At 30.0% G+C, this 22,317-nt stretch carries 25 protein-coding genes; 15 read left to right on the forward strand and 10 right to left on the reverse strand.

Features of this window, described 5'->3' with window-relative positions; translation table 11 throughout:
• Positions 1-212 precede the first annotated feature (212 nt).
• From FVE75_RS00825 to upp, 7 genes are all read left to right on the forward strand, one after another.
• Positions 213-632: a MarR family winged helix-turn-helix transcriptional regulator gene (locus tag FVE75_RS00825; protein ID WP_147004775.1), complete on the forward strand. Its 420-nt coding sequence runs from the start codon at positions 213-215 to the stop codon at positions 630-632.
• Between the two features lie 156 nt (positions 633-788).
• Positions 789-1,415, forward strand: a complete 627-nt coding sequence (locus FVE75_RS00830; protein WP_147004776.1) for a TetR/AcrR family transcriptional regulator — start codon at positions 789-791, stop codon at positions 1,413-1,415.
• 21 nt (positions 1,416-1,436) lie between these two features.
• Entirely contained in the window at positions 1,437-2,711 is a 1,275-nt protein-coding gene (locus FVE75_RS00835) for a TolC family protein (RefSeq protein ID WP_147004777.1), read from the forward strand.
• Positions 2,712-2,747: 36 nt separating this feature from the next.
• Positions 2,748-3,863, forward strand: coding sequence for an efflux RND transporter periplasmic adaptor subunit (locus FVE75_RS00840; RefSeq protein WP_147004778.1), 1,116 nt, complete (start codon positions 2,748-2,750; stop codon positions 3,861-3,863).
• A gap of 151 nt (positions 3,864-4,014) precedes the next feature.
• Complete coding sequence (locus FVE75_RS00845) at positions 4,015-7,080, forward strand: efflux RND transporter permease subunit (protein WP_147004779.1); 3,066 nt, start codon at positions 4,015-4,017, stop codon at positions 7,078-7,080.
• 31 nt (positions 7,081-7,111) lie between these two features.
• A complete protein-coding gene (locus tag FVE75_RS00850) occupies positions 7,112-7,408 on the forward strand; it encodes a PG0541 family transporter-associated protein (RefSeq protein ID WP_147004780.1) in 297 nt (98 codons plus the stop codon).
• Positions 7,409-7,461: 53 nt separating this feature from the next.
• Positions 7,462-8,085, forward strand: a complete 624-nt coding sequence (upp, locus tag FVE75_RS00855; RefSeq protein ID WP_147004781.1) for a uracil phosphoribosyltransferase — start codon at positions 7,462-7,464, stop codon at positions 8,083-8,085.
• Positions 8,086-8,394: 309 nt separating this feature from the next.
• Here upp and FVE75_RS10850 read toward each other — a convergent pair whose 3' ends face one another.
• From FVE75_RS10850 to msrB, 10 genes are all read right to left on the reverse strand, one after another.
• The gene (locus FVE75_RS10850) at positions 8,395-8,556 is read right to left on the reverse strand and encodes a hypothetical protein (RefSeq protein WP_172618750.1); all 162 of its coding nucleotides are present in this window, start codon (positions 8,554-8,556) and stop codon (positions 8,395-8,397) included.
• A 115-nt stretch (positions 8,557-8,671) separates the two neighbouring features.
• Positions 8,672-8,845: a hypothetical protein gene (locus FVE75_RS10855; protein ID WP_172618751.1), complete on the reverse strand. Its 174-nt coding sequence runs from the start codon at positions 8,843-8,845 to the stop codon at positions 8,672-8,674.
• Positions 8,846-8,875: 30 nt separating this feature from the next.
• The gene (locus tag FVE75_RS00865; protein WP_232052569.1) at positions 8,876-9,046 is read right to left on the reverse strand and encodes a hypothetical protein; all 171 of its coding nucleotides are present in this window, start codon (positions 9,044-9,046) and stop codon (positions 8,876-8,878) included.
• A gap of 30 nt (positions 9,047-9,076) precedes the next feature.
• Positions 9,077-9,250, reverse strand: a complete 174-nt coding sequence (locus FVE75_RS10860; RefSeq protein WP_232052570.1) for a hypothetical protein — start codon at positions 9,248-9,250, stop codon at positions 9,077-9,079.
• 260 nt (positions 9,251-9,510) lie between these two features.
• The gene (locus tag FVE75_RS00870; protein ID WP_147004783.1) at positions 9,511-9,693 is read right to left on the reverse strand and encodes a hypothetical protein; all 183 of its coding nucleotides are present in this window, start codon (positions 9,691-9,693) and stop codon (positions 9,511-9,513) included.
• A 145-nt stretch (positions 9,694-9,838) separates the two neighbouring features.
• A complete protein-coding gene (locus tag FVE75_RS00875) occupies positions 9,839-11,509 on the reverse strand; it encodes a sensor histidine kinase (RefSeq protein WP_147004784.1) in 1,671 nt (556 codons plus the stop codon).
• A complete protein-coding gene (locus FVE75_RS00880; protein ID WP_147004785.1) occupies positions 11,506-12,288 on the reverse strand; it encodes a response regulator transcription factor in 783 nt (260 codons plus the stop codon). Before FVE75_RS00880 ends, FVE75_RS00875 begins: the two co-directional genes overlap by 4 nt.
• Entirely contained in the window at positions 12,289-12,759 is a 471-nt protein-coding gene (locus FVE75_RS00885; protein ID WP_021743702.1) for a redoxin family protein, read from the reverse strand.
• A 126-nt stretch (positions 12,760-12,885) separates the two neighbouring features.
• Complete coding sequence (locus tag FVE75_RS00890) at positions 12,886-13,524, reverse strand: cytochrome c biogenesis protein CcdA (RefSeq protein WP_147004786.1); 639 nt, start codon at positions 13,522-13,524, stop codon at positions 12,886-12,888.
• Positions 13,525-13,548: 24 nt separating this feature from the next.
• Positions 13,549-14,628, reverse strand: a complete 1,080-nt coding sequence (gene msrB, locus FVE75_RS00895) for a peptide-methionine (R)-S-oxide reductase MsrB (RefSeq protein WP_021743700.1) — start codon at positions 14,626-14,628, stop codon at positions 13,549-13,551.
• Positions 14,629-15,134: 506 nt separating this feature from the next.
• Between msrB and FVE75_RS00900 the strand changes: the two genes are divergently transcribed.
• The 8 genes from FVE75_RS00900 (at position 15,135) to ftsY (ending at position 22,304) form a co-directional block, all read left to right on the forward strand.
• Complete coding sequence (locus FVE75_RS00900; protein ID WP_147004787.1) at positions 15,135-16,112, forward strand: cell division protein FtsZ; 978 nt, start codon at positions 15,135-15,137, stop codon at positions 16,110-16,112.
• 247 nt (positions 16,113-16,359) lie between these two features.
• Positions 16,360-16,872 (forward strand): type III toxin-antitoxin system ToxN/AbiQ family toxin, encoded by a 513-nt coding sequence (locus FVE75_RS00905; RefSeq protein WP_147004788.1) that lies wholly within the window; start codon positions 16,360-16,362, stop codon positions 16,870-16,872.
• A gap of 76 nt (positions 16,873-16,948) precedes the next feature.
• Positions 16,949-17,797, forward strand: a complete 849-nt coding sequence (locus tag FVE75_RS00910) for an FtsZ/tubulin family protein (RefSeq protein ID WP_147004789.1) — start codon at positions 16,949-16,951, stop codon at positions 17,795-17,797.
• A gap of 90 nt (positions 17,798-17,887) precedes the next feature.
• A complete protein-coding gene (locus tag FVE75_RS00915; RefSeq protein WP_147004790.1) occupies positions 17,888-18,325 on the forward strand; it encodes a GNAT family N-acetyltransferase in 438 nt (145 codons plus the stop codon).
• 588 nt (positions 18,326-18,913) lie between these two features.
• On the forward strand, positions 18,914-19,366 hold the full coding sequence (rfaE2, locus tag FVE75_RS00920) for a D-glycero-beta-D-manno-heptose 1-phosphate adenylyltransferase (protein ID WP_408610440.1): 453 nt from the start codon (positions 18,914-18,916) through the stop codon (positions 19,364-19,366).
• Positions 19,367-19,848: 482 nt separating this feature from the next.
• The gene (tsaE, locus tag FVE75_RS00925) at positions 19,849-20,301 is read left to right on the forward strand and encodes a tRNA (adenosine(37)-N6)-threonylcarbamoyltransferase complex ATPase subunit type 1 TsaE (RefSeq protein WP_147004792.1); all 453 of its coding nucleotides are present in this window, start codon (positions 19,849-19,851) and stop codon (positions 20,299-20,301) included.
• Between the two features lie 72 nt (positions 20,302-20,373).
• Complete coding sequence (tsaB, locus tag FVE75_RS00930; protein ID WP_147006423.1) at positions 20,374-21,114, forward strand: tRNA (adenosine(37)-N6)-threonylcarbamoyltransferase complex dimerization subunit type 1 TsaB; 741 nt, start codon at positions 20,374-20,376, stop codon at positions 21,112-21,114.
• Positions 21,114-22,304, forward strand: coding sequence for a signal recognition particle-docking protein FtsY (gene ftsY, locus FVE75_RS00935; protein ID WP_147004793.1), 1,191 nt, complete (start codon positions 21,114-21,116; stop codon positions 22,302-22,304). The genes tsaB and ftsY overlap by 1 nt, the downstream gene beginning before the upstream one ends.
• Positions 22,305-22,317: the final 13 nt, after the last annotated feature.

Genomic DNA, 22,317 nt, shown 5'->3' on the forward strand with positions numbered 1-22,317 from the left:
GAATTAAAAGTTATTTTCGTTATTGCCATTATAGTTAATATAACTTGTTTAGTATTTAATTTTTGAGGTAAAAAAATTTCGGGAATGAAATATTTTCAATAAGTATGTTCTTTTTTTAGGTTACTGGATATTTTGTTATTTGACTAGAAGAAAAGAGCTAAAAATAGAAAATGGGAATTTTACTAGTATAAAAAAAATATTTGGGGAGAAAAATGATAAATTTATTTGAATTAGTAGAAGATATAGATAAGAAATTTTTAGAAAAATATTATGAAATTTTTGAAAGTATGGAAGAAAAGGTAGAGTTATCTAAAAGGGATTTCCATTATTTGCGAATAATTTTTGAAGCACAAAAAATAAACTTGACTGAGTTTTCAAAAAGGTCTAAAGTGTCAAAACCTGCAGTAACAAAAATAATAAACAAATATCTACAAAAGGGATATGTAATAAAAGAAGTTTCAGAAGAAGATAAAAGATTTTCATATATACAGCTTTTGGATGGAATGAAAATGTTTTTAGGAAAAAATCAGCAAATTGCAAACAGTATATATGAAAGTTTCTTAAATGTATTAGATAAAAATGAAAGAGAACAGTTAAAAAAACTATTAGTAAAAATAAAAAGTAATTTTTAAAAAATAAATAAGAAAAAATGACAAAAATCTGAAAATATGATTTATATCCGTATTTTAATGGATTTCTAAGTAGAAAAATGATTGACAAAATAGAAAAAAAATTATATTATATTATAATGACTTACGGGTCAATCTTGATTGTTAGGTGGGAGATACTTGGAAAAAAAGAAGAGTGTAAAAATCCAGAAAAGAAAGAAAATAATAGATAAAGAATGGGAATTATTTATAAAAAATGGATATGAGGAAACAAAGGTTGAGGATATTACAAGGGAGTTAGAGATATCTAAAGGGAGTTTTTATACATATTTTGCAACAAAAGATGAATTATTGTATGAGATTTTGGAAAAAATAAAAAAGAAAATAATAAATGTTCTTGGGGCTATAGATATTAGTCAGCAGCCAGATAAGGTTTTAGAAGATTATGTAAGAGCTAAAATGAATAGTGCCGTTCAACTTTTGAACAATATGAGATTAAATATTGTTCAAAAAAATGTGTTAAATCCTAAATTAAGGAATTTCTTTGAAGAATTGCGGGAAATATCTGTTAATTTTATAAAAATAAATATTGTTGAAAAATTTAATAAGAAAAATGGTAATAAATATAATTTACAAATCATATCAGAATTCATATTAATATCAGTAGAAGAATTTTTATTTGACGAACTTGTCTTGAAAAGTTTTAGAAACATGAAGGAAGATGAGATAATCAATATAAAAAATACAGATAAAATTGAAATATCATTGAAAGAAATAACAAAATTTATAAATAATGCATTAAAATAAGTTCAGGAAGGAAAACAGAAAATGAAAAAAAATAAAAACAAAATAGCAGTAACAGTGTTACTCCTATTAATGTCAATTCCTAATTTTGCACAAAAAATAACTATTCAGGAAGCGGCAGAAATGGCGGTAAAAAATAATAAAGATATAAAAATTGGAATGCTGGAAGTAGATAGAGGGCAAATTGATGTTAGCAGAACTTGGAAACAGAAATTTTTCAAAGTAAGCTACAATGCTTCGGCAAACGCCTACTTTAAAGATATCATATCAAAGAAGACTGGAGAAGCATATCAGCAATACTTATCACTATCACAGCCAATTTATACAGGCGGGAAATTAAGACTTGGAAATGAAATTAGTAAGGACAACTTAAAATTAGCAGAATTGAAACTGGATAAAACAAAAAAAGATACAGTTTTGAGTACTGTTCAAGCGTACATTGATGTATATGATGCGATTAGTACACTTGGAGTTTTACAAAAGTCTAAGGAAGCGCTAGATGAGAATTATAAAATTCAGACTGAGAAATATAAATTAAGAATGGTTACAAAGCCTGAATATAGAGAAGCAGAACGAAGCATAAAAGCTATAGAGGCACAAATTGTGGAACAACAGGGGAATATTGAAATAGCAAAGGAATCTTTAGGAATATTAATTGGGGTGTCGAATCCAAGCAGTATTGAAATAGTGCCGTTTGGGGTGGAAGATAATTTTACCAAGACGATTGACCTATCAAAGGATATGGAAAAATTGACAACACAAAATACTGAGTATAAAATCGCACAAAAGCAAATTGATATAAGCAGAAAAAATACAAAACTTGAAAAATCAAGTTTTCATCCAACAATTAACGGAACGTTAAGCTATGGGGCATTACGATCACAAGATAAATTGAAAAATGTATTTGAAACAAAGAATCTATCATCAGCTGCGGGAGTAACATTTACTTGGGATATTTTTGACTGGGGTAAAAGAAAAGAAGATGTAAGATATGCTCAAAAAACTGAAGAAATTGCAGAAGTTAAATCAGGACAGACGTTGGATCAGGTAAGGGCAAATATGAAAAAAACATATTATCAGCTACAGGCACTTGAAAAAAGTTTGGAAGCATTGAAGGTGGCTGTGGAAAGTGCAGAAGAAACTTATGAACTGGAAAAGGAAAGATATAACTATAACTTGATAACAATGAATAATTTACTTGATGCAGAGGCGAAATTGAGACAAAGCCGTGTAAATTATGCGACTTCAAAACTTAAGTATTATTATCTTGTGTCACAATACGGAGCTTTTCTTGATTAATCGGATTTAAAATATGAAAATAGGAGGAAATAAATAATGAAATTATATAATAAAAAAATCGTAGTGGCATTGGCAGTACTTGTAATGTTTACTATATCTTGCGGGAAAAAGAAAAAAGCAGAAGTTGTCAATGCAAGACCTGTAAAAGTGCAAGTTATTGGACAAAACTCAATTTCTTTAGGATATACAGCAAGCGGTACTTTGAAGGGAATCGAGGAAGTACCGTATACAGCGACTTCATCAGGAGAGATAGTTGTCATAAATGCAAAAAATGGGGATAGTGTAAATGCTGGTCAGGTAATAGTGTCAATTGATAATCAAGCTGCAAGATCAAATGTGAGAAGTGCAGCTTCAAATGTGAATACAGCCTCATCAAACATTAGTTCAGCACAAGCAGCACTTGAAGAAGCTAGAATCAATTACGAAAAATATAATATGCTTTATAATAAGAGGCTAGTAACCGAAACAGACTATTTAAAGGCAAAAACTAATTATGATGCTGCAAGAGCCCAGTTAAATGCCTCAAAAAACAGCCTAAGCTCAGCACGGGCAGCACTGGATTCGGCAAATGACACAAATAGAAAATCCGTAATAAAGACAAATACAACGGGAACTATTGCAAATATGAAGCTGGAACTCCATCAGCAAACATCAGCTGGAAGTGCCTTGTTTACTGTGGTAAATGAATCGGAAATGCAACTGGAAGTGGGAGTTTCACCAGAAGTAATAAATAAAATCCATGTAGGGACACAGGCAAAAGTAAAAGTTGACGAACTACAAGGGGAAGAACTGGTAGGAACAGTTTATGAAGTATCTGCCGCAGCAAGCAGTGCAACAAGACAATTTACTGTAAAAATTAAAATTCCTAATCCAGATAGAAGGCTAAAAAGTGGAATGTATGGAACAGCAAGTATAGATACTGGTGCTGAAAACGGATTAGTTATCCCTAAAAAAGCCATTGTTGTAAGAGGGGTAGAGCAAGTTGTTTATATAGTTCAAAATGGTAAGGCTATTGCTATTCCTATAAAAATTACAAATCAAAATCAGGATTATGCAGCAGTTACAGGAAATGGATTAACAAGTGGAGTAGAATTAATAGTAGACGGACAAAATGTTGTGCAATCTAATGAAGCAGTTAGAAAAGTGCAATAATTTTTACTATTGATGACGAAATTAATATTTTTTATAATCAGTCAGACAGATTTTGAAAGTTTAATGTTTCTAGATTCGTTTGACTGTATTTATAAAAACAGAGATAAAATGAATTTAAAACAGAAGCAAAAATAAAATTAAGGAGAAAAAAATGACAATAGCAGATTTTGCAACGAAAAGAGTTGTTTCTACAACAATGATATTAGTATTTATGGTCTTTTCAGGTGTTGTAGCAATGCGGTCAATGAAGCAGGAATTGATACCAGATTTTAACTTTCCGCTGGTAGCTGTTAATACAACGTGGACTGGAGCAGCTTCTGAGGATGTTAAGACTCAGATTTCAAAAAAGATAGAAGATGCGGCACTTAATGTTGACGGTATTAAAAATATTTCTACAAGTTCAACTTATGGAAGTTCAAGTGTAATGATAGAATTTAACTTTGGTACAGATACGGATATAAAGCAAGTACAGATTCAATCTGAAATTGATAAAATAAAACAGGATTTGCCATCTGATGCCAATGATCCAGTAGTTTCAAAATTGAATACAGCTGGGGGAAATTCGGATATGGCGATGATGATTGCGATAAGAGGAGCAGATCAGGCGATAATTACTTCATTTATAGAGGAAACACTAGAACCAAGGCTTAAAAGAAACAGAGGAGTTGGAAACATATCAGTATTTGGTAATGCTACAAGACAGATAAAGGTAAGGCTGGATCCATATAGATTGCAGGCATACAATTTATCTCCGAGTGAAATATATTCTAAAATTAAGGCGGCTCATACAATTGTACCAGGAGGAACAGTAAAAGATGGATCAAAAGAATTCATCTTGAGGGTTGATGGTGAATTAAAGCAGCTGGATCAAATACAGAATATTATTATTTCAAACAATAATAATCAGACAGTAAGATTAAGCGATGTTGCAAATGTTGAATATGGAACTAAAGATAAAACTTCTTATTCAAAATATGATGGTCAAGACATGGTTTCTGTTGTAATTCAAAAAAGTAAGGATGGAAATCTAGTTGAAATTGCAAATATTGCAAAAAAAGAATTGGAAAATATGAAACCGTTATTTCCATCAGGTTCAAAGTATGAAATAATAGTTGATAACAGTATAAGAGTAAAAGACGCGATTTCCAATGTAACAAATAGTGGTTTACAGGCATTAGTAATAGCAGTACTTGTCTTATTGGTATTCCTAAAGGATTTAAGGGCCTCGCTTGTGGTTGGAATGTCAATTCCAATATCAGCTGCATTTACTTTCTTTCTTTTAAATACACAAGGAATTTCACTAAACTTAATTTCACTTATGGGGCTTGCACTTGCGATAGGATCACTGGTTGATAATGCAGTCGTTACGCTAGATAACATATTTGATCACATCCAGATTAATAAAGAGCCAGCACTTGTTGCGGCGATACGTGGAACAAACGAGGTAATAGTTCCTATGATAGCTTCAACGGCAACATCAGTTTGCGTATTTCTGCCAATCGTATTATTTCCAGGGTTTGCAAAGGAAGTATTTGCGGGAATTTCGCTCTCAATGATGTTCGCACTGTCAACTTCGATTGTTGTGGCAATGCTGTTTATTCCAATGGCATCAAGTCTCTTCTTAAATATTGAGAAAATATCTGGAGCAGAAGGGAAAGCGCATAGATTTAATGCGTTTAGAGATAAATACAAAGATCTTGTAAAACAGGCTTTGGATCATAGAAAAGCAGTTATAATCGGAGTAATTGTACTATTTTTTGTAGTTGTTTTTGGACTTGGAAGAACTGTAAAAACCTCATTTTTCCCAACGATTGACAATGATGAGTATTCGGTAGTAGCACAGCTTTCGACAGGACTTGATGTAGAAGTGGCACACGAAATTTCTAAGCAGATGGAACAGATTGTAAAAGAAGATCCTGTTACAAAAAATTATACTACTATAGTAAATGCTCAGGCGGCAATAGTCAATGTCGATGTAAAAAAAGACACGATGAAAGCAATGGAAAGAATGCGTCAAAAAATGAGCGACATTCCAAATGTTACAATCGCTGTTTCCCCATCAAAAGCTGGAGGACGTTCAGTTTCAAAAGATTATTCATTCCAAGTGGAAGGGGATAATGCTGAAGAAATCAACAGAATTGCCAATGCGATTATGGCAGACATGAAGCGGCAGACATGGTTTAAAGATGTAAAATCATCATCAGAAGGCGGATATCCACAGGCACAGCTTGAAGTAAACAGAGTAAAGGCTGAAAGTTATGGGCTAAGTGTTACAGATATAACTAGAATGCTGAATCAAACTGTCTTAGGAGTAGATCCGATAGAAATTACTGAAAACACAGAAACATTAAAAGTTTATATGGAATTTGAAGAGCAGTATAAAAATTCACTTGACAAAATACTGAATATAATGATAAAAACAAGTGGAGGACAATTTGTAAGACTAGGAGATATTGCCACAATGAAACAGGTGGAAGGTGCAGCCTCTATAGAAACTTATAATGGTTCTCAAATTGTAACAGTAGGAGCAAATTTGGATAAATCAAAAGGTTTGAATGATGCATCAAAATTTGTAAATGAATCATTCAAAAAAACAAATCCAGCTATAGGATATAAAATAGCTCCAGCAGGAAAGGCTCAAAACCAGAAGGAAATGGGTGGAGAAATTATGAATGCCCTTATTCTTTCGGTAGCACTTATTTATGTTGTCTTGGCAATACAGCTGGAATCATTTATTTTACCGTTAATAATGATGTTAGCATTGCCATTATCGATGATTGGAGTAATGTTTGGGCTGGCTGTAACAAGAATACAGCTGAGCATGTTCGTTATGATTGGTATTCTAATGCTGTTTGGTATGGCGGTTAATAATGCAATTGTATTACTGGATTTCGTATCAAGTTTACGGCAAAAGGGGATGGAAATTAGAGAGGCCCTTGTGGAAGCGGCAGGTTCACGGCTTCGTCCGATACTTATGACAACACTTACAACGGTGCTTGGATGGATTCCAATGGTATTTTCAAGCAAGGGAAGTTCGGGTTATTATCAAGGAATGGCAGTAGCGGTTATGTTTGGACTTTCATTCTGTACATTGCTGACATTATTCTTTATACCTGTAGCTTATTCTATAGTTGAAGAAAGAAAAGAAAGAAGACAAAAGGAAAAAGAGGAAGCAAGAAAAGCAAAAAAAATGGCTGAAAGATCACAAAATAAATAATAATAAACTTTAAAGAAAAGGAGGTGTTTTCTTGAAGAGGGTAGAAATATATTTTGATTCATACTTTATGGATAAAATAAAGGAAGAAATGCGTGAATACGGAATTGAGCAATATACAATAATTCCACAAGTTTACAGCCGTTGGAGCAAAACATTAAAACATTTTAACAGCCACGTCTGGCCCGGAACTGACAGCATTCTTGTAACGTATCTGGAAGATGAGCAGGCAAGGGAAATTATGCGGCTTATCAAAATTATGAAAATAGATTTAGGTAAGTCAATCTCAATGGGTGCAGCACTTTTACCGGTAGATGATATTATTTTGTAAAAAATATGAATAAAAAAATAGTTTGAGTATAAAAAAGAACGGAGTGATTATTAATGGCAGTTTTTGAATTGAAACATCCACTAATTGAACATAAACTTTCAAATTTGAGAAATAAAGATACAGACACTAAACTTTTTAGGGAAAGCTTAAACGAAATAGCAGGACTTATGGTTTATGAAGCAACAAAACATTTGCCGCTCAAGGAGATTGAAACAGAAACTCCTATTCAGAAAACCACTACAAAAGTTCTAGATAAACCAATAACGTTAGTTCCCATCCTAAGAGCAGGACTTGGAATGATAGATGGAATATTGCAGCTTCTTCCAAACGCAAAAGTAGGTCATCTAGGAGTTTACAGAAACGAAGAAACTCTAGAGCCAGTCTACTACTATGCAAAAATGCCTACAAACGTTGTTGAAAGTCAAGTTTTCGTAGTAGATCCAATGCTTGCAACAGGTGGTTCAATGATTTACACACTTGACTATTTGAAAGAAAAAGGCGTAAAAAATATAACTGTACTTTGTATCATTGGTGCTCCTGAAGGAATAAAGAAATTTACTGAAAAACATCCCGATGTTGACTTGTACATAGCGGCAATTGATGATGGACTTAATGAACATGCGTATATCTATCCAGGATTGGGAGATGCGGGAGATAGAATATTTGGAACAAAATAGTAAAATGGATTTTTTAGGAAAATACTCTAATTAAAACAATTAGGGTATTTTTTCATATTATTATGTTTTTTCTTTTTTATTTCTGTAGGATTGCTCATTGCCGCAAATCCTTACCTTGCAATAAAGATTTATCCTAATAATTAAAATTATGGCAAGATTGCTACGCAATAACCTATGGCTAGTCTACGACATTTTTCTGCACTGACAAAAAACTCGCTATGCTCAAACAGTTTTGTCAGCACAGAAAAATGCTCCGACGGATTTTAAAGAGTAAAAATTGTATTTTAATTATTTAAAAATATTGAGTTGTTATTCTTTATTAGAAAAGTTTGTAATAAATTTCTTATTTAACCGAGGTTTAGTATAATAATAATTTTTTCTTTTCTTCAAAATAAAAAAGAAGCAGAATCTCAAAAATTCCACTTCGTTTTTCATAACATCTTCTTCCGCTTCCTGCTCTATCTTTTTCATATTCTGCCCATCTTGAAGGACTAAACAAACTGCAACTAACCACAGCTATTCACAAAATAGTAATTAATATCAACTTTTTCAAACTCATCAACTCCAATCAACAAAAAATAATTTGTTAGTAAACTCTATTTCCATCCCTATCTTTACAATAAACATTTCCATATTGCTTATAACATCTTTCGCCACTTTCTCTTCTGCTTTCAGTTACTCTGTTCCAATAACTTGGACTAAAAAGTTCGCAACTTACTGTAGTCAGAGCAAGAATTACAATCAAAAACAATTTTTTCATATTCATCAACTCCATTCAAAAACTAAGTTATTAATAACGATTTCCATCCCTATCTTCACAATAAACATTTCCATATTGCTCATAACAATGAACTCCTCTATCTGCTGCTTTTTGTCTTGCTCTATCCCACGAATTTGAATCAAAAAGTTCACAACTTACTATAGTCAGAGCAAGAATTACAAGTAAAATCAATTTTTTCATATTCATCAACTCCATTCAAAAACTAAGTTATTAATAACGATTTCCATCCCTATCTTCACAATAAAAATATCCACTGCTAGTTCTATAACACTCTTCTCCTCTATTTTTTCTGCTTTCACTTACTTTGTTCCAATAACTTGGACTAAAAAGTTCACAACTTACTGTAGTCAGAGCAAGAATTACAAGTAAAAACAACTTTTTCAAATTTATCAACTCCATTCAAAAAAAATTTTAATATTTTAAATAATTGAATTTATAGATTAAATCATCTACTTACTATATTCACAATGAACATATCCACTAGAATATCGATAACATTTTTCTCCTCGTTCTTTTCTATATTGTTCTGTTTTTTTCCACTCACCAGGATTAAGCAATTCGCAACTAACCACAGCCATTCCCAAAACAGTAATTAATATCAATTTTTTCAAACTTGTCAACTCCAATCAACAAAAAATAATTTGTTAGTAAACTCTATTTCCATCCCTATCTTTACAATAAACATTTCCATATTGCTTATAACAATGAACTCCTCTTTCTTCTCTTCTTTCACGAGCTTCATCCCATAATTTGGGATCTAATAAACCACAACTTACTGTAGTCAGAGCAAGAATTACAATCAAAAATAATTTTTTCATATTTATCATCTCCGTACATTCTTTTTTTGTATTATAACATATTTTTATGATAATTGTCTTTTTTTTTTTTTTTTTGAAATTAGAATAATATTATAAAAAACTATTTTTAAACAAGAGTTTAATTTTTTTGATTTTAAAAGGGAGTGAGAATACATTACAAACTTGATTTAAAAGGAATTTTTATAATTACTTCTGCTCCTTCGGTTTTGTTGTCTTTATTTATAAATACGCCATAATTTTTGCCGTAATAGAATTTTATTCTTTTATCGACATTTTGAAATCCTACACCGCCTGTCTTGCTTTTTTTGAACTGTTTGGCTTTTTCAAAGCCTATTCCGTTGTCTTTGACTGAGATATTGATAGTGCTATTTTCTCTGTAAACGTCGATTGTAATAATTCCGTTTCCAGAAAGGTTTTTTATTCCGTGATAGATGGAGTTTTCTACAATTGGCTGGATTATGATTTTTGGAACTTCGATGGAAAGAAGGCTTTCGTCTTCTATGTTGAAAAAATAGAAAAGTTTGTCTTCGTATCTCTGCTTTTGTATGAATAAATATTCTTTAGTGTGCATAATTTCATCTTTTAAGGGTATTTTTTCGTGACCGTTGCTAAGGGAAAGCCTAAAATAGTTTGCAAGTGATTTTGTAATGCTGATTACTTTTTCATTGTCTTCAAATTCTGCCATCCAAATAATTGTATCAAGCGTATTATACAGAAAATGTGGATTAATCTGGCTGTGAAGAGCCTTTATTTCATATTCCCGCAAATATTTTATCTTTTCGACCATTACATTAAAATGTTCTACAAGATTCTGAACTTCATAGCCTGTTTTTTCGCTTAAATGAAATTCCCGTAGATTATTTTCAAAGTTTTGCATATGATTTTCCAGTTTTATTAAAGGCCTTAGAATCTTTGTTATTACGATAAATGTAATAATGGAAGAAAAAGCTAATGAAACTAGGAAAATGATAATAACTATGTGAGAAAAATTTTTCTTTAAGGTAACTAAGTCATTTGTGTTTGCAAGGCTTCTTAAATTCCAGTTTGTATTTTCAATCTGTGTTTCGTATAAGTATGTATCTTTATTTTTATTCTTTTCTGAAAATTTTGCAAGACACTTTTTATCAGCAAAGCATTTTACATCTTTGTAGTAAATAATATTGTTGTTTTTGTCTACTATAATATTGTCGATTTGTTTTCCAAAAGAAATGGAATTTAAATATCTTTCAAGAATTTCATATTTAATGTCAAAAACAATAACACCAAGATTTTCTCCCTTTGAATTTTTTATGTCCCGACTGATTGAAAGAAACCAGAGAGCTGAATTCATAGAGGAGGTGGAATTTTTTCTGCTGGGATTAAAAACGGGCATATCGGAATTGTTTATAGCATCGACATACCATTTTTCCTTCATCATATTTTCTGATATTTTCATATCATTATTTTTGTCACTGGATACAATGTTACCATTTTTTCCGATTACAGTAATATTTTTAATTCCTTTATTACTATCAAGAATCGAATAAATCATTTTTTCAATGCTCTTTTTTGAATCTTCATTTCCTGATATTAAAAAATTTCTAACATCGGCATCAACAGATAAGAGATTAATTATATTTTTCAATTTATCTGCATAGAGCGTAATATAACGGGATGTACTTATGACATTTCCGTTAGTATATTCAATTTCCTTGTTCATTATGATGTATTTTGAAGTATAGTAAAAAATACTGCTTAAAAAAAGTACAAACAGAAGATTTCCAATAATATAATAAAAAAACAGCTGAAGCAGCATCGAGTTTTTCATAGTTCTTTTTAATTTCATAGTTTCTCCAGCACACTTTTTTTAAATTCTTTCGGTGTCATTCCAAAAGTTTTTTTAAATTTTGAATTGAAATAATTAAAGTTTTCCATTCCTACAAGCTCTCCAATTTGATAATTTTTCAAATCCGTTGTCAAAAGCAGCAGCTTTGCCTTTTCCATTCGTATATTATTCAAATAGTCCTGAAAAGGAATACCAAACAAATTTTTAAAAAGTGAACTCAAATATCCAGAAGACAAATTCATTTCATCAGCCAGAGAATTTAAGTTAAAGGAAACATCACTGTATTTTTCTTCAATTTTTTTTGTTAAAATATCTTTGTACTTGCTATGAGAAATATTTTTATCAGATTTTTCAGCTTGGCTAATTTTATTAATAATTTTTCTTGCTTCGTTATATTTTTTATCTTCTTCCAGCTTATAGATAAGTTTTGAAATTATCTCATTTATATCTGTCTTTGAAACAGGTTTTAAAATATAGTCTTCAACTCCGATTTTTAAAGCCTTTTGAGCATATTCAAAATAGTCATATCCAGAAATAATGGCTATTTTAACATCACTTTTCAGCTCTTTCATCTCCTCGGCAAGAGTCAGCCCATTTTTAAAGGGAATATTTATATCCAGCAAGACAAGGTCAGGCAAGACTTCAGAAAAAGTCTTAAAGGCAGAATTACCATCTTCTGCCTCATAAACATCACTTATCTTATATTTTTCAAAATCAATAAAGGTTTTAATACCTCTTCTTATAATCGGTTCATCATCAATTATTAAAATACTGTACACTTATTTAACAGCTCCTTTGATTTGTGCGGCTGTCAGATGTCCCGGCAAAGTTTTAACAATATTTAAGTTCCCATCCAGTACAATGTTTGAAGGATATCCCAAAACTTTTGCCCTTTTTAGCACTTCACCCTTTTCATCCAGCAAAACAGTAGTGTTTTTGTAATTAAGCCCTTTATACCACTGAATAAATTTAGCTGTAGGTTTTTCTCCCTTTTGTCCTGGAGAAGCAATTGTTATAACTGTAAAATTCTTACTTTTATCTGCACTCAAAGAATTAATTTCGCTTAATCCCGAAAGACAGATAGGACACCATGAAGCCCACATTTTAATATATATTTTTTTACCTTTGTACTTGTTAAGGGAAACAGGTTTATTATTAATATCCTTTAACTGAACTCCCTGTAGTGTATTTCCAAATGAAATCGCTCCAAAACTTAATAAAGTTGCAATTGCTGCAATTAATTTTTTCATAAAAATTACTTCCTTTCTGTATTATAACAAATTTAAAATATTTTTTGTAATTATTTTTTTAAGTTATTTTGATTACTGATTGTTTTATAAAATTTAAAAAATTATAATTTTTAAAAAACAAAATTATTAAAACTTATTCATTATTAGCAAAATTCCCATAAATATAATTAGAAATCCTCCAAAGATTTTAAAATAATTTGTGTATTGATTTAAAGCTCGTACTTTTTTTAGCAATTCCTGAGAAAAAAAGGAAAATAGAACGAACGGAGTGGCAAGTCCTAAGACGTATATAAACATCAATAACCCTCCATAGACTGCAGATCCTTTTTCCCCTGCAAGAGCAAGCACTGAGGCAAGAATAGGGCCTACACATGGAGTCCACCCTAGACTGAATGTCAGTCCTAGCAAAAAAGCCTGTAATGAAGAATTTTTCCCAATTAAATTTAAATTTACAGATTTATTTTTTTCTAAAAAGTTAAATTTTAAGATGCCTGTCTGATGTAATCCCAGTATTATTACAATTATTCCTGCCAAAACTTTTACAGTATCATTAAAGAAAATTCCCGTAAGGAAACTAAAACTAAAGCCTATGCTTACAAAAGTAAGCGAAAGTCCTAAAATAAATAAAAAGGTATTAAGTACAGTTTTTTTTCCTTTGCTTAAAATTCCCAAATATACAGGAACAATGGGAAGAATACATGGAGATAGAAAACTTGCTACCCCTCCTAAAAATACACTTCCTACCAGTAATGGCTGATTAAACATAAATTATCTCCTATCCTGTTCATTTTACTGAACTAATTTTATTAAATATCCGTAATGTTCTTTTTCCATATCTTTTAATGGGATAAATTTAATTGAAGCACTGTTTATGCAATAACGAAGCCCGCCTTTGTCTTTAGGTCCATCATCAAAAACGTGTCCCAAGTGGGCTTTTCCACTTCGACTAAGCACTTCTGTCCTTACCATATTAAAACTTGTATCATTTGCATAAGTTACAACATCTTTTGAAATAGGTTTTGTAAAACTTGGCCAACCACAGCCAGAATCATATTTATCCTTTGAGGAAAATAACGGCTCTCCTGTCGTTATATCCACATAAATTCCAGCTTCATGATTGTCCCAGTACTCATTTGAAAAAGAATGTTCAGTATTTTTTTTCTGTGTAACGCTGTATTGAAGTGGAGTAAGCCGTTTTTTCAATTCTTCATCACTTGGTTTTGGATAATCTTTTGGATCAATGATAACTTCATCTGCTTTAGTAATATCAATGTGGCAATATCCGTTAGGATTTTTTCTTAAATAGTCCTGATGGTATTCTTCTGCGAGTATATAATTTTTCAAAGGCTGAACTTCAACTTGAATTTTATCTGTATATTTTTTCTGCTCTTCTTCAATTTCCTGTAAAATAATTTCTTTATCTTTAGGATTAGTATAATAAATCCCTGTTCTGTATTGTCTGCCTCTATCATTTCCTTGCTGATTAATGCTAGTAGGATCTACAACTTGAAAGTAATATTTAAGTAGTTTGCTCAAAGAAATTTTGTTTGCATCATATTTTACGTGAACTGTTTCTGCGTGATCCGTTGATGCGACAATGTTGTAACTCGTTTTTTCAGTTTTACCGTTTGCATAGCCAACTGTAGCATCCTTTACCCCGTCGATTCTTTCCATATATGCCTCAAGTCCCCAGAAACAGCCACCAGCAAGATAGATTTCCCTGATGTTTTCGTTTCCTGCCTGAATCATATTTTCTTTTTTTGGTTTATTTTCATTTCTGTTTTTACGATTTTTGTTTTTATTTGATAATACTACTGAAAATAAAGTTAAAGATAGTATTAAAAATAATAGTAGACTTCTAGATTTCATAAAACCGCCTCCCGACTTATATTTAAATATTTTTTGTATCTACAAGAATAGTATAGTCCAAAAATTGATAAAAAAAAATGAAATATAGTAATATTTTTCTATAATTTTATAATATACAGTTAATTCAATTAAAAATTTTTGGGAAAAATATATAAAAAACCAAATATTGAAATGAAAACAGTCTAACTTTCCACTCTTGTTTTAAATTAATAATGTTATATAATGGAATTTTTTTAATGATAAATAAAAGTAGGTTTGCTATTATAGTAAAACTTATTTAAAACTAAACTCAAAATCTATGACTATTTTACTCAAACCATAAATTTATATAATTTTAGCAGTTTAATTTAAAATAGGTTTGAGTATATTATAAAAAAATTTGACTTAAATTTAAAAAAATTTTAAAATAAAAAATAAAAAACAAAGATTTATATGTTATACTCCAAAGTTGCATATAATAAAAAAAGAAATACATTTACAGCAAGATTATTTGGGAGGATTGGACAATGTGGGACATTGCCGAATGTGTTGAAGAAAAAAGTGACATTAAGAAAAAAACATTAAATGGAGTAAAAATAAAAATTATAGGAATAGGTAAAACAGGAAATAATGTAATAAATAAAATGACAGCAAGACAGGATATAAGAGCTGATTTTATAACTGTAGATACTGAAAGGAGCAATCTAGATAATTCAAAAGCTGATACAAAAATATTTGTATCTTCAATGATTTCTTATGAAGCTGTAGAAGGATTAAAAAAGCAAATTAAAAAAGAAATGGAAAAAGCAGATATGGTATTTATTATAGCTGAAATGGCTGAAAGAACTGGTGCCTTTGCCTCAGCTGTTATTGCAGAAATTGCAAAAACAATGGGCATATTAACAGTCGCAGTTGTATCAAGTCCCTTTAAATCTGAAACCTCCAATAAAATAAAACTTGCTAAAAAAGGAAAGAAAAAATTAAAACATCTCACGGATACAATAATAGTCATTCCATATCAAAAATTAAAAGAGCTATATAAAGAAAATCCAGCAATAAATATTTATGAAAAAGCAGAAAAAGCTTTTGTGATAATTGTAAAAGGAATATTGGATTTGATAAAAAAACAGGGAATTGTAAATTTAGACTTTGCAGACATTAAGTCTATATTGCAAAATTCAGGCAAAACAGTATTAGGCTTTGGAAAAGCAGACGGAGAGGACAGAGCAAAAAAAGCGGTAGAACAGGCACTAAATACCCCACTTTTAGAACGTTCAATAAAAGGAGCAGGAAAAATACTAATGAATATAACCTCAGGAAATGACATACGCCTGGAAGAAATAAGCCAAATTGCCACAGCAGTAGCCAAAAGCACTGAAAATCCAGACTTATTTCTCGCATGGGGAACAGTCTTTGAAGAAACTAAATGTAGAAATTCTGAAGATTTTGAGCAAAAAGGGAGCTGTGTAAAAGTATATTTGATTGCAACAGATTTTTGCGATTAATAAAAATAATTTAAAAATTTATAAATAAAAAAAGTATTGACTAATCAATTAGATATGATATAATTACATTGAAAGAAAAAGTTTAAAAACAGGTGTTCCACTACCTTAAAATGAAGGACAGATAAAAACAGGTGTTCCACTACCTTAAAATGAAGGACAGATAAAAACAGGTGTTGCACTGCCTTAAAATGAAGCAACTTTAAATGCAAAGCTACCAATTATGGTAGCTTTTTTTCGAGGGGGATTTATGAAGTTATATGAAGTAGATGAAAGTTATATAAATTATTTGAAACTTTTTGACAATAGAGTTTTAAATTATTCAGGAGAAAATTATACAAAAACACGAAAATATATTGGGGTGCTTTTAAAAGTGAATAATTGTGATTATTTGGCACCATTATCATCTCCAAATAAAAAAAGTGATTATACTAATGGAAAAATGCGAAAATCAAATAATTTTATTATAAGAATTACCGATAAACAAAGAAACGTTTTATTAGGAACTATAAAAATAAGCAATATGATTCCAATTTTTGATAAAGCTGTAATTAAATATTATGATATTCACAAGGAAACGGATGAATGCTACAAGAAATTAATTTTAAAGGAATTAAGATTTATTTATGCTAATAAAGAAAAAATTAAAAAAACAGCAATAAAATTATACAATCAAAAAATACATAATATGTCAATGGACTATATAAAGCATACGATTGATTTTTTATTATTAGAAGAAAAGGCGAAATTGTATAAAAAATAGTAAAAAGTTCTAATATATTTGATAAAAATATGTTAAAATCTAGAAAAGAAAACTTTATATATAAAGGAGAAGAAAAATGGAAGGTGTTGAAATAAAAGTTATTGGAATTGGTACAGTGGGAAATGATGTCTTGAATAAGATGATGAAAAAAGAGATTGCAGAAGTTGAATTTGTGGGAATTGACACAAATAAAGGGAATTTGGATAAACTGAATGTAGAATCAAAAATATTGGCTTCTGAGAATTTAAGTGAAAACGTCCAAAGTGCATTCAAAAATACAGATTTAGTATTTATTTTGACAGAAATGTCGGAAAAGAAGAATAACGAAATAGCCTGCATTGTTTCAGAAGTTGCAAAAACAATGGGAATATTAACAGTGGTTGTAGTTGCTACATCAATTAATTCAAATGGAGAAGCTGAAGAAATCAAGAAATTAGAAGAAGTTTCTGATACTGTTATAGTTTTGCCTCTTAAAAAATTAATGGAAGCAGATTTAAGTACAACTTTTGGTAAATTATTTGAAAAAAGAGATGAAATTTTTATAAAAAATGTAGAATTTATAACAAATCTAATAAAAAAACAAGGGATAGTGAATCTTGATTTTGATGATATAAAAATAATGCTAGGAAATTCAGGAGAAGGTGTAATAGTATTTGGTAAAGGTGAAGGACAGAATAAGGTAAAACTTGCTACAGAACAAATAATAAACAGCCCTTTTATAAAAAATCTTCCAAAAGCGAGAAAGATACTGTTAAGCATTACAGCAGGACCAGACATTGGATTAACGGATTTACAGGAAATAACTATGATTATAAATGAAAAATTTGGAGCAGATCAAACAAATATGCTATGGGGATATATTATGGATATTGATCTTGAAGATAAAATTGAAGTGGAAATGCTGATAACGGATTTTTCTAAATAAATGTATATGAAATAATACTAAAATTGAAGTATATAATATTTATTAGGAAAAAAGCAAATATGAAAAATTAGAAGTTATAGAGGTAAAAGTGTGATAAGAGAGATTAATGTACTAGATGCGAAGGATATACAAGAAATTTGTAAAGATGAGTTAGGATATGATGTTGATATTAATACTGTCAAGATGCAAATTGAAAAATTATCTATTGATTATAAACATCATATTATCGCAGTATATGAAGACAAAAAAACAAGTAAGGTTGTTGGTTTTGTTCATGCAGAGATGTATGAAAGTTTATATAGTGATATTGGGTTAAATATATTAGGATTAGCAGTAAATTCGAATTTTCAAGGCAAGGGTATAGGAAAAAAACTGATGGTTTTTGTTGAAGAGTATGCTTTAAACAATAATATTAATTTCATTAGATTAAATTCGGCTTCTCATCGTTCAAAAGCACATAAATTTTATGAGAATATAGTTTATACTTGTAATAAAACTCAAAAACGTTTTATAAAAATATTTCGATAAAAAGGTGCTAATAATAAAATTTTAAAATTTAAGAGAAGTAAAAGCAGTAAGCTTATGCTTCTTTTTCTTTTGATAAAAAATTGTGAGAATATGCGTATACTAAAGTTCATTTAAATAACGAAATTATAGTAAAACTTATTTAAAATCAAACTCAAGAGCTATGACTATTTTACTCAAATCATAAATTTATATAATTTTAGTAGTTTAATTTAAAATAAGTTTGAGTATATTACAAACTTTTTTAAGAAAGGATACAAACCTTTATTGCAAGGTAAGGATTTACGGCAATGAACAATCCTACTAAAATAAAAAAGAAAAAATATTTATTAATCAAAATATCCAAAAAATAATAAAATCAAATTGTTGGAATTAGAAAAAATAAAAGTTGAAAAAAAATAGAAAAATTTTCTTTTTTTGGAAAAAATGTGGTATAATTTGATGTATGCTCAAACCTTTTTAAAATTAAATAAACTTAGGGATTGAGTAAATTATGAATTAAAAACATTATAATGATAAATAGAATAGATAAATATATTGGAGAGAAAATTGGAAAAAAGTTTTAAAGATAATTTGCTGACTGCTGATAAAATGAGAGATGAAATAGTGAGATTCCAGAAGGCTGGGAAAAAGGTAGTTTTTACTAACGGAGTTTTTGATATTTTACATGTTGGGCATTTGACTTATCTAGAGGAAGCCAGAAATTTAGGCGATATTTTGGTTGTAGGTGTAAATAGCGATGCTTCAGTTAAAGTGAACAAGGGAGATAAAAGACCTATAAATAGTGAAACAAATAGAGCTTTTGTACTTTTGGGTACAAAATTTGTAGACTATACAGTAATTTTTAACGAAAAAACACCAGAAAAACTGCTGGATATTTTAAAGCCAGATATTCACGTAAAAGGCGGAGATTACAAAAAAGAAGACTTGCCAGAAACAAAAGTTGTTGAAAAAAATGGCGGAGAAGTAAAGATTTTATCCTTCGTGGATAACATTTCCACAACTGAAATTATTAATAAAATTATTGAAGTGTATAAAAAATAAAAAATTTTAAAAATTATAGAAGAAATATTTGTTAATGAAATATATTTTTATTTAATACTAAATTTCATTTAAAAATAAAAATTTATTTTTATAATAAGGTTGTTTAATAACTAATTTATAATCATTCAACTAAATTATTTTTATATTTTGATTAATAGATATTTTTCATATTACTATGTTTTTTCTTTTTTTATTTTTGTAGGATTGCTCATTGCCGCAAATCCTATGACCTATGGCTAGTCTACGACATTTTCCTGCACTGACAAAAAACTCGCTATGCTCAAACAGTTTTGTCAGCACAGAAAAATGCTCCGACAGATTAGCTAAATTAGACTATATTAAAAAAATGAAAATTATATTTTAATTATTTGAAAATATTAGGTTTATATCCTTTAATTAGAAAAGTTTTTAATAAATTCGTTATTTAAATGGACTTTAGTATAAAAATAGAATTTAATTGATATTTAGAAGTGAGAAAAATTATGAAAAATAAAATATTAACATTTGATAAGATAGATAAATTAGCAAAAAATTTAGCAGAAAAATTAAAAAATGGAGGCTGTCTAGGACTTATTGGAGATTTGGGAGCAGGGAAGACTACGTTTACTAAGAAAATTTGTGAATGTTACAATGTGACAGAAAATGTGAAAAGTCCGACTTTTACTTATGTTATTGAGTATAGCTCTGGAGATGTGCCTGTGTATCATTTTGATGTTTACAGGATTAATGATTCTGAGGAGATTTATGAGATTGGGTTTGAGGATTATATTGGGGAAGATGGGAGTGTTGTGATTATTGAGTGGGCGGACAAGATTTTGGATGAAATGTCTGAAGATGCGGTGTTTGTTGAGATAAATCATTATTCAGATGTGGCTCGTGAAGTATCAGTTTATACGATTGAAAATGGAGAAAAAGTAGATTTTGAAATTGAATAATTTAGTTTTTAATAGTTCAATTTTAAATGGATTCGAGTATAAAAGTAAAGAAAAATGAAAATGGAGAAAAATATGTTGATATTTGCGATAACGACTACAACTAAGCTGGCTGGATTGTCGCTTTATGAGAAAGATAAGCTGCTGGGGGAAATTCATGTGGAAATGGCAAAAACACATTCTACTACGATTTTGGAGCAGATTGACAGCCTTTTGAAATGGACTGGGAAAAAGCTAGATGAAATTGAAAATGTAATTATTTCGATAGGACCAGGTTCGTTTACAGGGGTTAGAATAGCAATTTCAGTTGTAAAGGGGCTTTTTTTTGGACGAGATGTAAATTTTTATGAAGTGAATGAACTGGATGCACTTGGATTTCAGGGGTATTATAATTTGAAAAAAAGTTTGAAAAATGATGAAGATGTGGAAATATATTCGATGATTGATTCACGAAAGGAAAAGATTTATTGTGCGGGTTATGAAACTTTAAGTGAAAATAAACTAAAATTGGTAAAAAATTATGAAGTTGCAAAACTGGACAATGTAATTGATGAAATAATAGAAAATAAGGGAAATAATAAAAAAGTTTATCTAATTGGGGACGCAGTTTTTAATTATAAGGTTAAGATACTAGATAAATTGGGGAGTTGTGTAAAAATATTTGAAGATAAAAATTTGACAATTAATACGATGACATTTGTGCAGATGCTTTTAGATAAAAATTTGGAAAATGCTAGTGTGGTAAGAAAGACTGATATTTTTAATCTGAAACCAGATTATCTGGAAAAATCACAGGCGGAAAGGGATAAGAAATAATGCTGAAAAATTTTTTTAAATTTGGAAAAAAGAAAAAAGATGAAGACCAGAAGAACACTTTGGAAAATCAAATAGAAAAAGAAATTCAAGAAAGCCAAAGTGAAATAGATAAAATTAAAGCTGAAACTGAAAAGGAAATAAAGGAAACAGCTGAGCAAATCTTAGGAAAAAATGCTAAAAAAACTGAAAATAATGAAAAAAACTTTGAAACTGAAAGAGAAAAAACTGAAAGTGTAGAAATAGAAGAAAAATCAAATGAGAAAACAAAAGGAAAGCCTAAATTAAAACCTTTAAAGGATAGGCTGGCAACTCCTAAAAAAGGTTTTTTTGGAAAACTGAAGGAAATGCTTTTGGGTAAAGCGATAGATGACGATTTGTACGAGGAACTGGAGGAGTTGCTTATTCAGTCAGATATTGGAATGAATATGACAATGCAGCTAGTGGAGGAGCTGGAAAAATCAGTTTCACAAAAAAAACTAAAAACATCGGAACAAATTTACGATGAACTAAAGGAATTGCTTAAAGCAAAACTTATTTACAATGATGAAAACAGTACAAAATTAAAATTACAGGATGGAAAACTAAATATTCTTTTGGTTGTTGGAGTAAATGGTGTTGGAAAGACTACTTCCATTGGTAAAATTGCAAAAAAATTGAAGGATAGCGGAAAAAAGGTTATTATTGGGGCTGGAGATACGTTTAGAGCCGCTGCGATTGAGCAAGTTGAGGAATGGGGAAAACGAACTGGTGTGGAGGTTATAAAACAGGCACATGGGAGTGATCCTGCCGCTGTAATTTTTGATACAGTAAAAACTGCTAAAAATCGTGGATTTGATGTGGCGATACTGGATACGGCTGGAAGACTGCACAATAAACGTGATTTGATGAAGGAGCTTGAAAAAATAAACAAAATTATACGGGAACAGTCTGGAGAAACAGACTTTGAAACTTTGCTTGTGATTGACAGCACAACTGGTCAGAATGGATTGGAACAGGCTAGAATATTTAATGAAATCGTAGATTTGACAGGAATTATATTGACAAAATTTGACGGAACAGCAAAAGGAGGGATTATTTTCCCGATTACAGAAGAGCTGAAAAAACCGATTAAATTTATAGGTGTCGGAGAAGGAATCGAGGATTTGAGGGAATTTGATACAAAAGAATTTGTTGAAGCTATGTTTGATTAATAAATATAATTAA

The sequence above is a fragment of the Leptotrichia hongkongensis genome, from assembly GCF_007990635.1.
GTDB classification, from domain to species: Bacteria; Fusobacteriota; Fusobacteriia; order Fusobacteriales; family Leptotrichiaceae; genus Leptotrichia; species Leptotrichia hongkongensis.

What these genes read in the sequence shown, in the direction of transcription:
- FVE75_RS00825 (WP_147004775.1), top strand. Translation starts at nt 213, where the DNA reads ATGATAAATTTATTTGAATTAGTAGAAGATATAGATAAGAAATTTTTA.
- FVE75_RS00835 (WP_147004777.1), top strand. Translation starts at nt 1,437, where the DNA reads ATGAAAAAAAATAAAAACAAAATAGCAGTAACAGTGTTACTCCTATTA.
- FVE75_RS00840 (WP_147004778.1), top strand. Translation starts at nt 2,748, where the DNA reads ATGAAATTATATAATAAAAAAATCGTAGTGGCATTGGCAGTACTTGTA.
- FVE75_RS00845 (WP_147004779.1), top strand. Translation starts at nt 4,015, where the DNA reads ATGACAATAGCAGATTTTGCAACGAAAAGAGTTGTTTCTACAACAATG.
- upp (WP_147004781.1), top strand. Translation starts at nt 7,462, where the DNA reads ATGGCAGTTTTTGAATTGAAACATCCACTAATTGAACATAAACTTTCA.
- FVE75_RS10850 (WP_172618750.1), bottom strand. Translation starts at nt 8,556, where the DNA reads ATGAAAAAGATAGAGCAGGAAGCGGAAGAAGATGTTATGAAAAACGAA.
- FVE75_RS10855 (WP_172618751.1), bottom strand. Translation starts at nt 8,845, where the DNA reads ATGAAAAAATTGTTTTTGATTGTAATTCTTGCTCTGACTACAGTAAGT.
- FVE75_RS00865 (WP_232052569.1), bottom strand. Translation starts at nt 9,046, where the DNA reads ATGAAAAAATTGATTTTACTTGTAATTCTTGCTCTGACTATAGTAAGT.
- FVE75_RS00870 (WP_147004783.1), bottom strand. Translation starts at nt 9,693, where the DNA reads ATGATAAATATGAAAAAATTATTTTTGATTGTAATTCTTGCTCTGACT.
- FVE75_RS00875 (WP_147004784.1), bottom strand. Translation starts at nt 11,509, where the DNA reads ATGAAATTAAAAAGAACTATGAAAAACTCGATGCTGCTTCAGCTGTTT.
- FVE75_RS00885 (WP_021743702.1), bottom strand. Translation starts at nt 12,759, where the DNA reads ATGAAAAAATTAATTGCAGCAATTGCAACTTTATTAAGTTTTGGAGCG.
- FVE75_RS00890 (WP_147004786.1), bottom strand. Translation starts at nt 13,524, where the DNA reads ATGTTTAATCAGCCATTACTGGTAGGAAGTGTATTTTTAGGAGGGGTA.
- msrB (WP_021743700.1), bottom strand. Translation starts at nt 14,628, where the DNA reads ATGAAATCTAGAAGTCTACTATTATTTTTAATACTATCTTTAACTTTA.
- FVE75_RS00900 (WP_147004787.1), top strand. Translation starts at nt 15,135, where the DNA reads ATGTGGGACATTGCCGAATGTGTTGAAGAAAAAAGTGACATTAAGAAA.
- FVE75_RS00905 (WP_147004788.1), top strand. Translation starts at nt 16,360, where the DNA reads ATGAAGTTATATGAAGTAGATGAAAGTTATATAAATTATTTGAAACTT.
- FVE75_RS00910 (WP_147004789.1), top strand. Translation starts at nt 16,949, where the DNA reads ATGGAAGGTGTTGAAATAAAAGTTATTGGAATTGGTACAGTGGGAAAT.
- rfaE2 (WP_408610440.1), top strand. Translation starts at nt 18,914, where the DNA reads ATGAGAGATGAAATAGTGAGATTCCAGAAGGCTGGGAAAAAGGTAGTT.
- tsaE (WP_147004792.1), top strand. Translation starts at nt 19,849, where the DNA reads ATGAAAAATAAAATATTAACATTTGATAAGATAGATAAATTAGCAAAA.
- tsaB (WP_147006423.1), top strand. Translation starts at nt 20,374, where the DNA reads ATGTTGATATTTGCGATAACGACTACAACTAAGCTGGCTGGATTGTCG.
- ftsY (WP_147004793.1), top strand. Translation starts at nt 21,114, where the DNA reads ATGCTGAAAAATTTTTTTAAATTTGGAAAAAAGAAAAAAGATGAAGAC.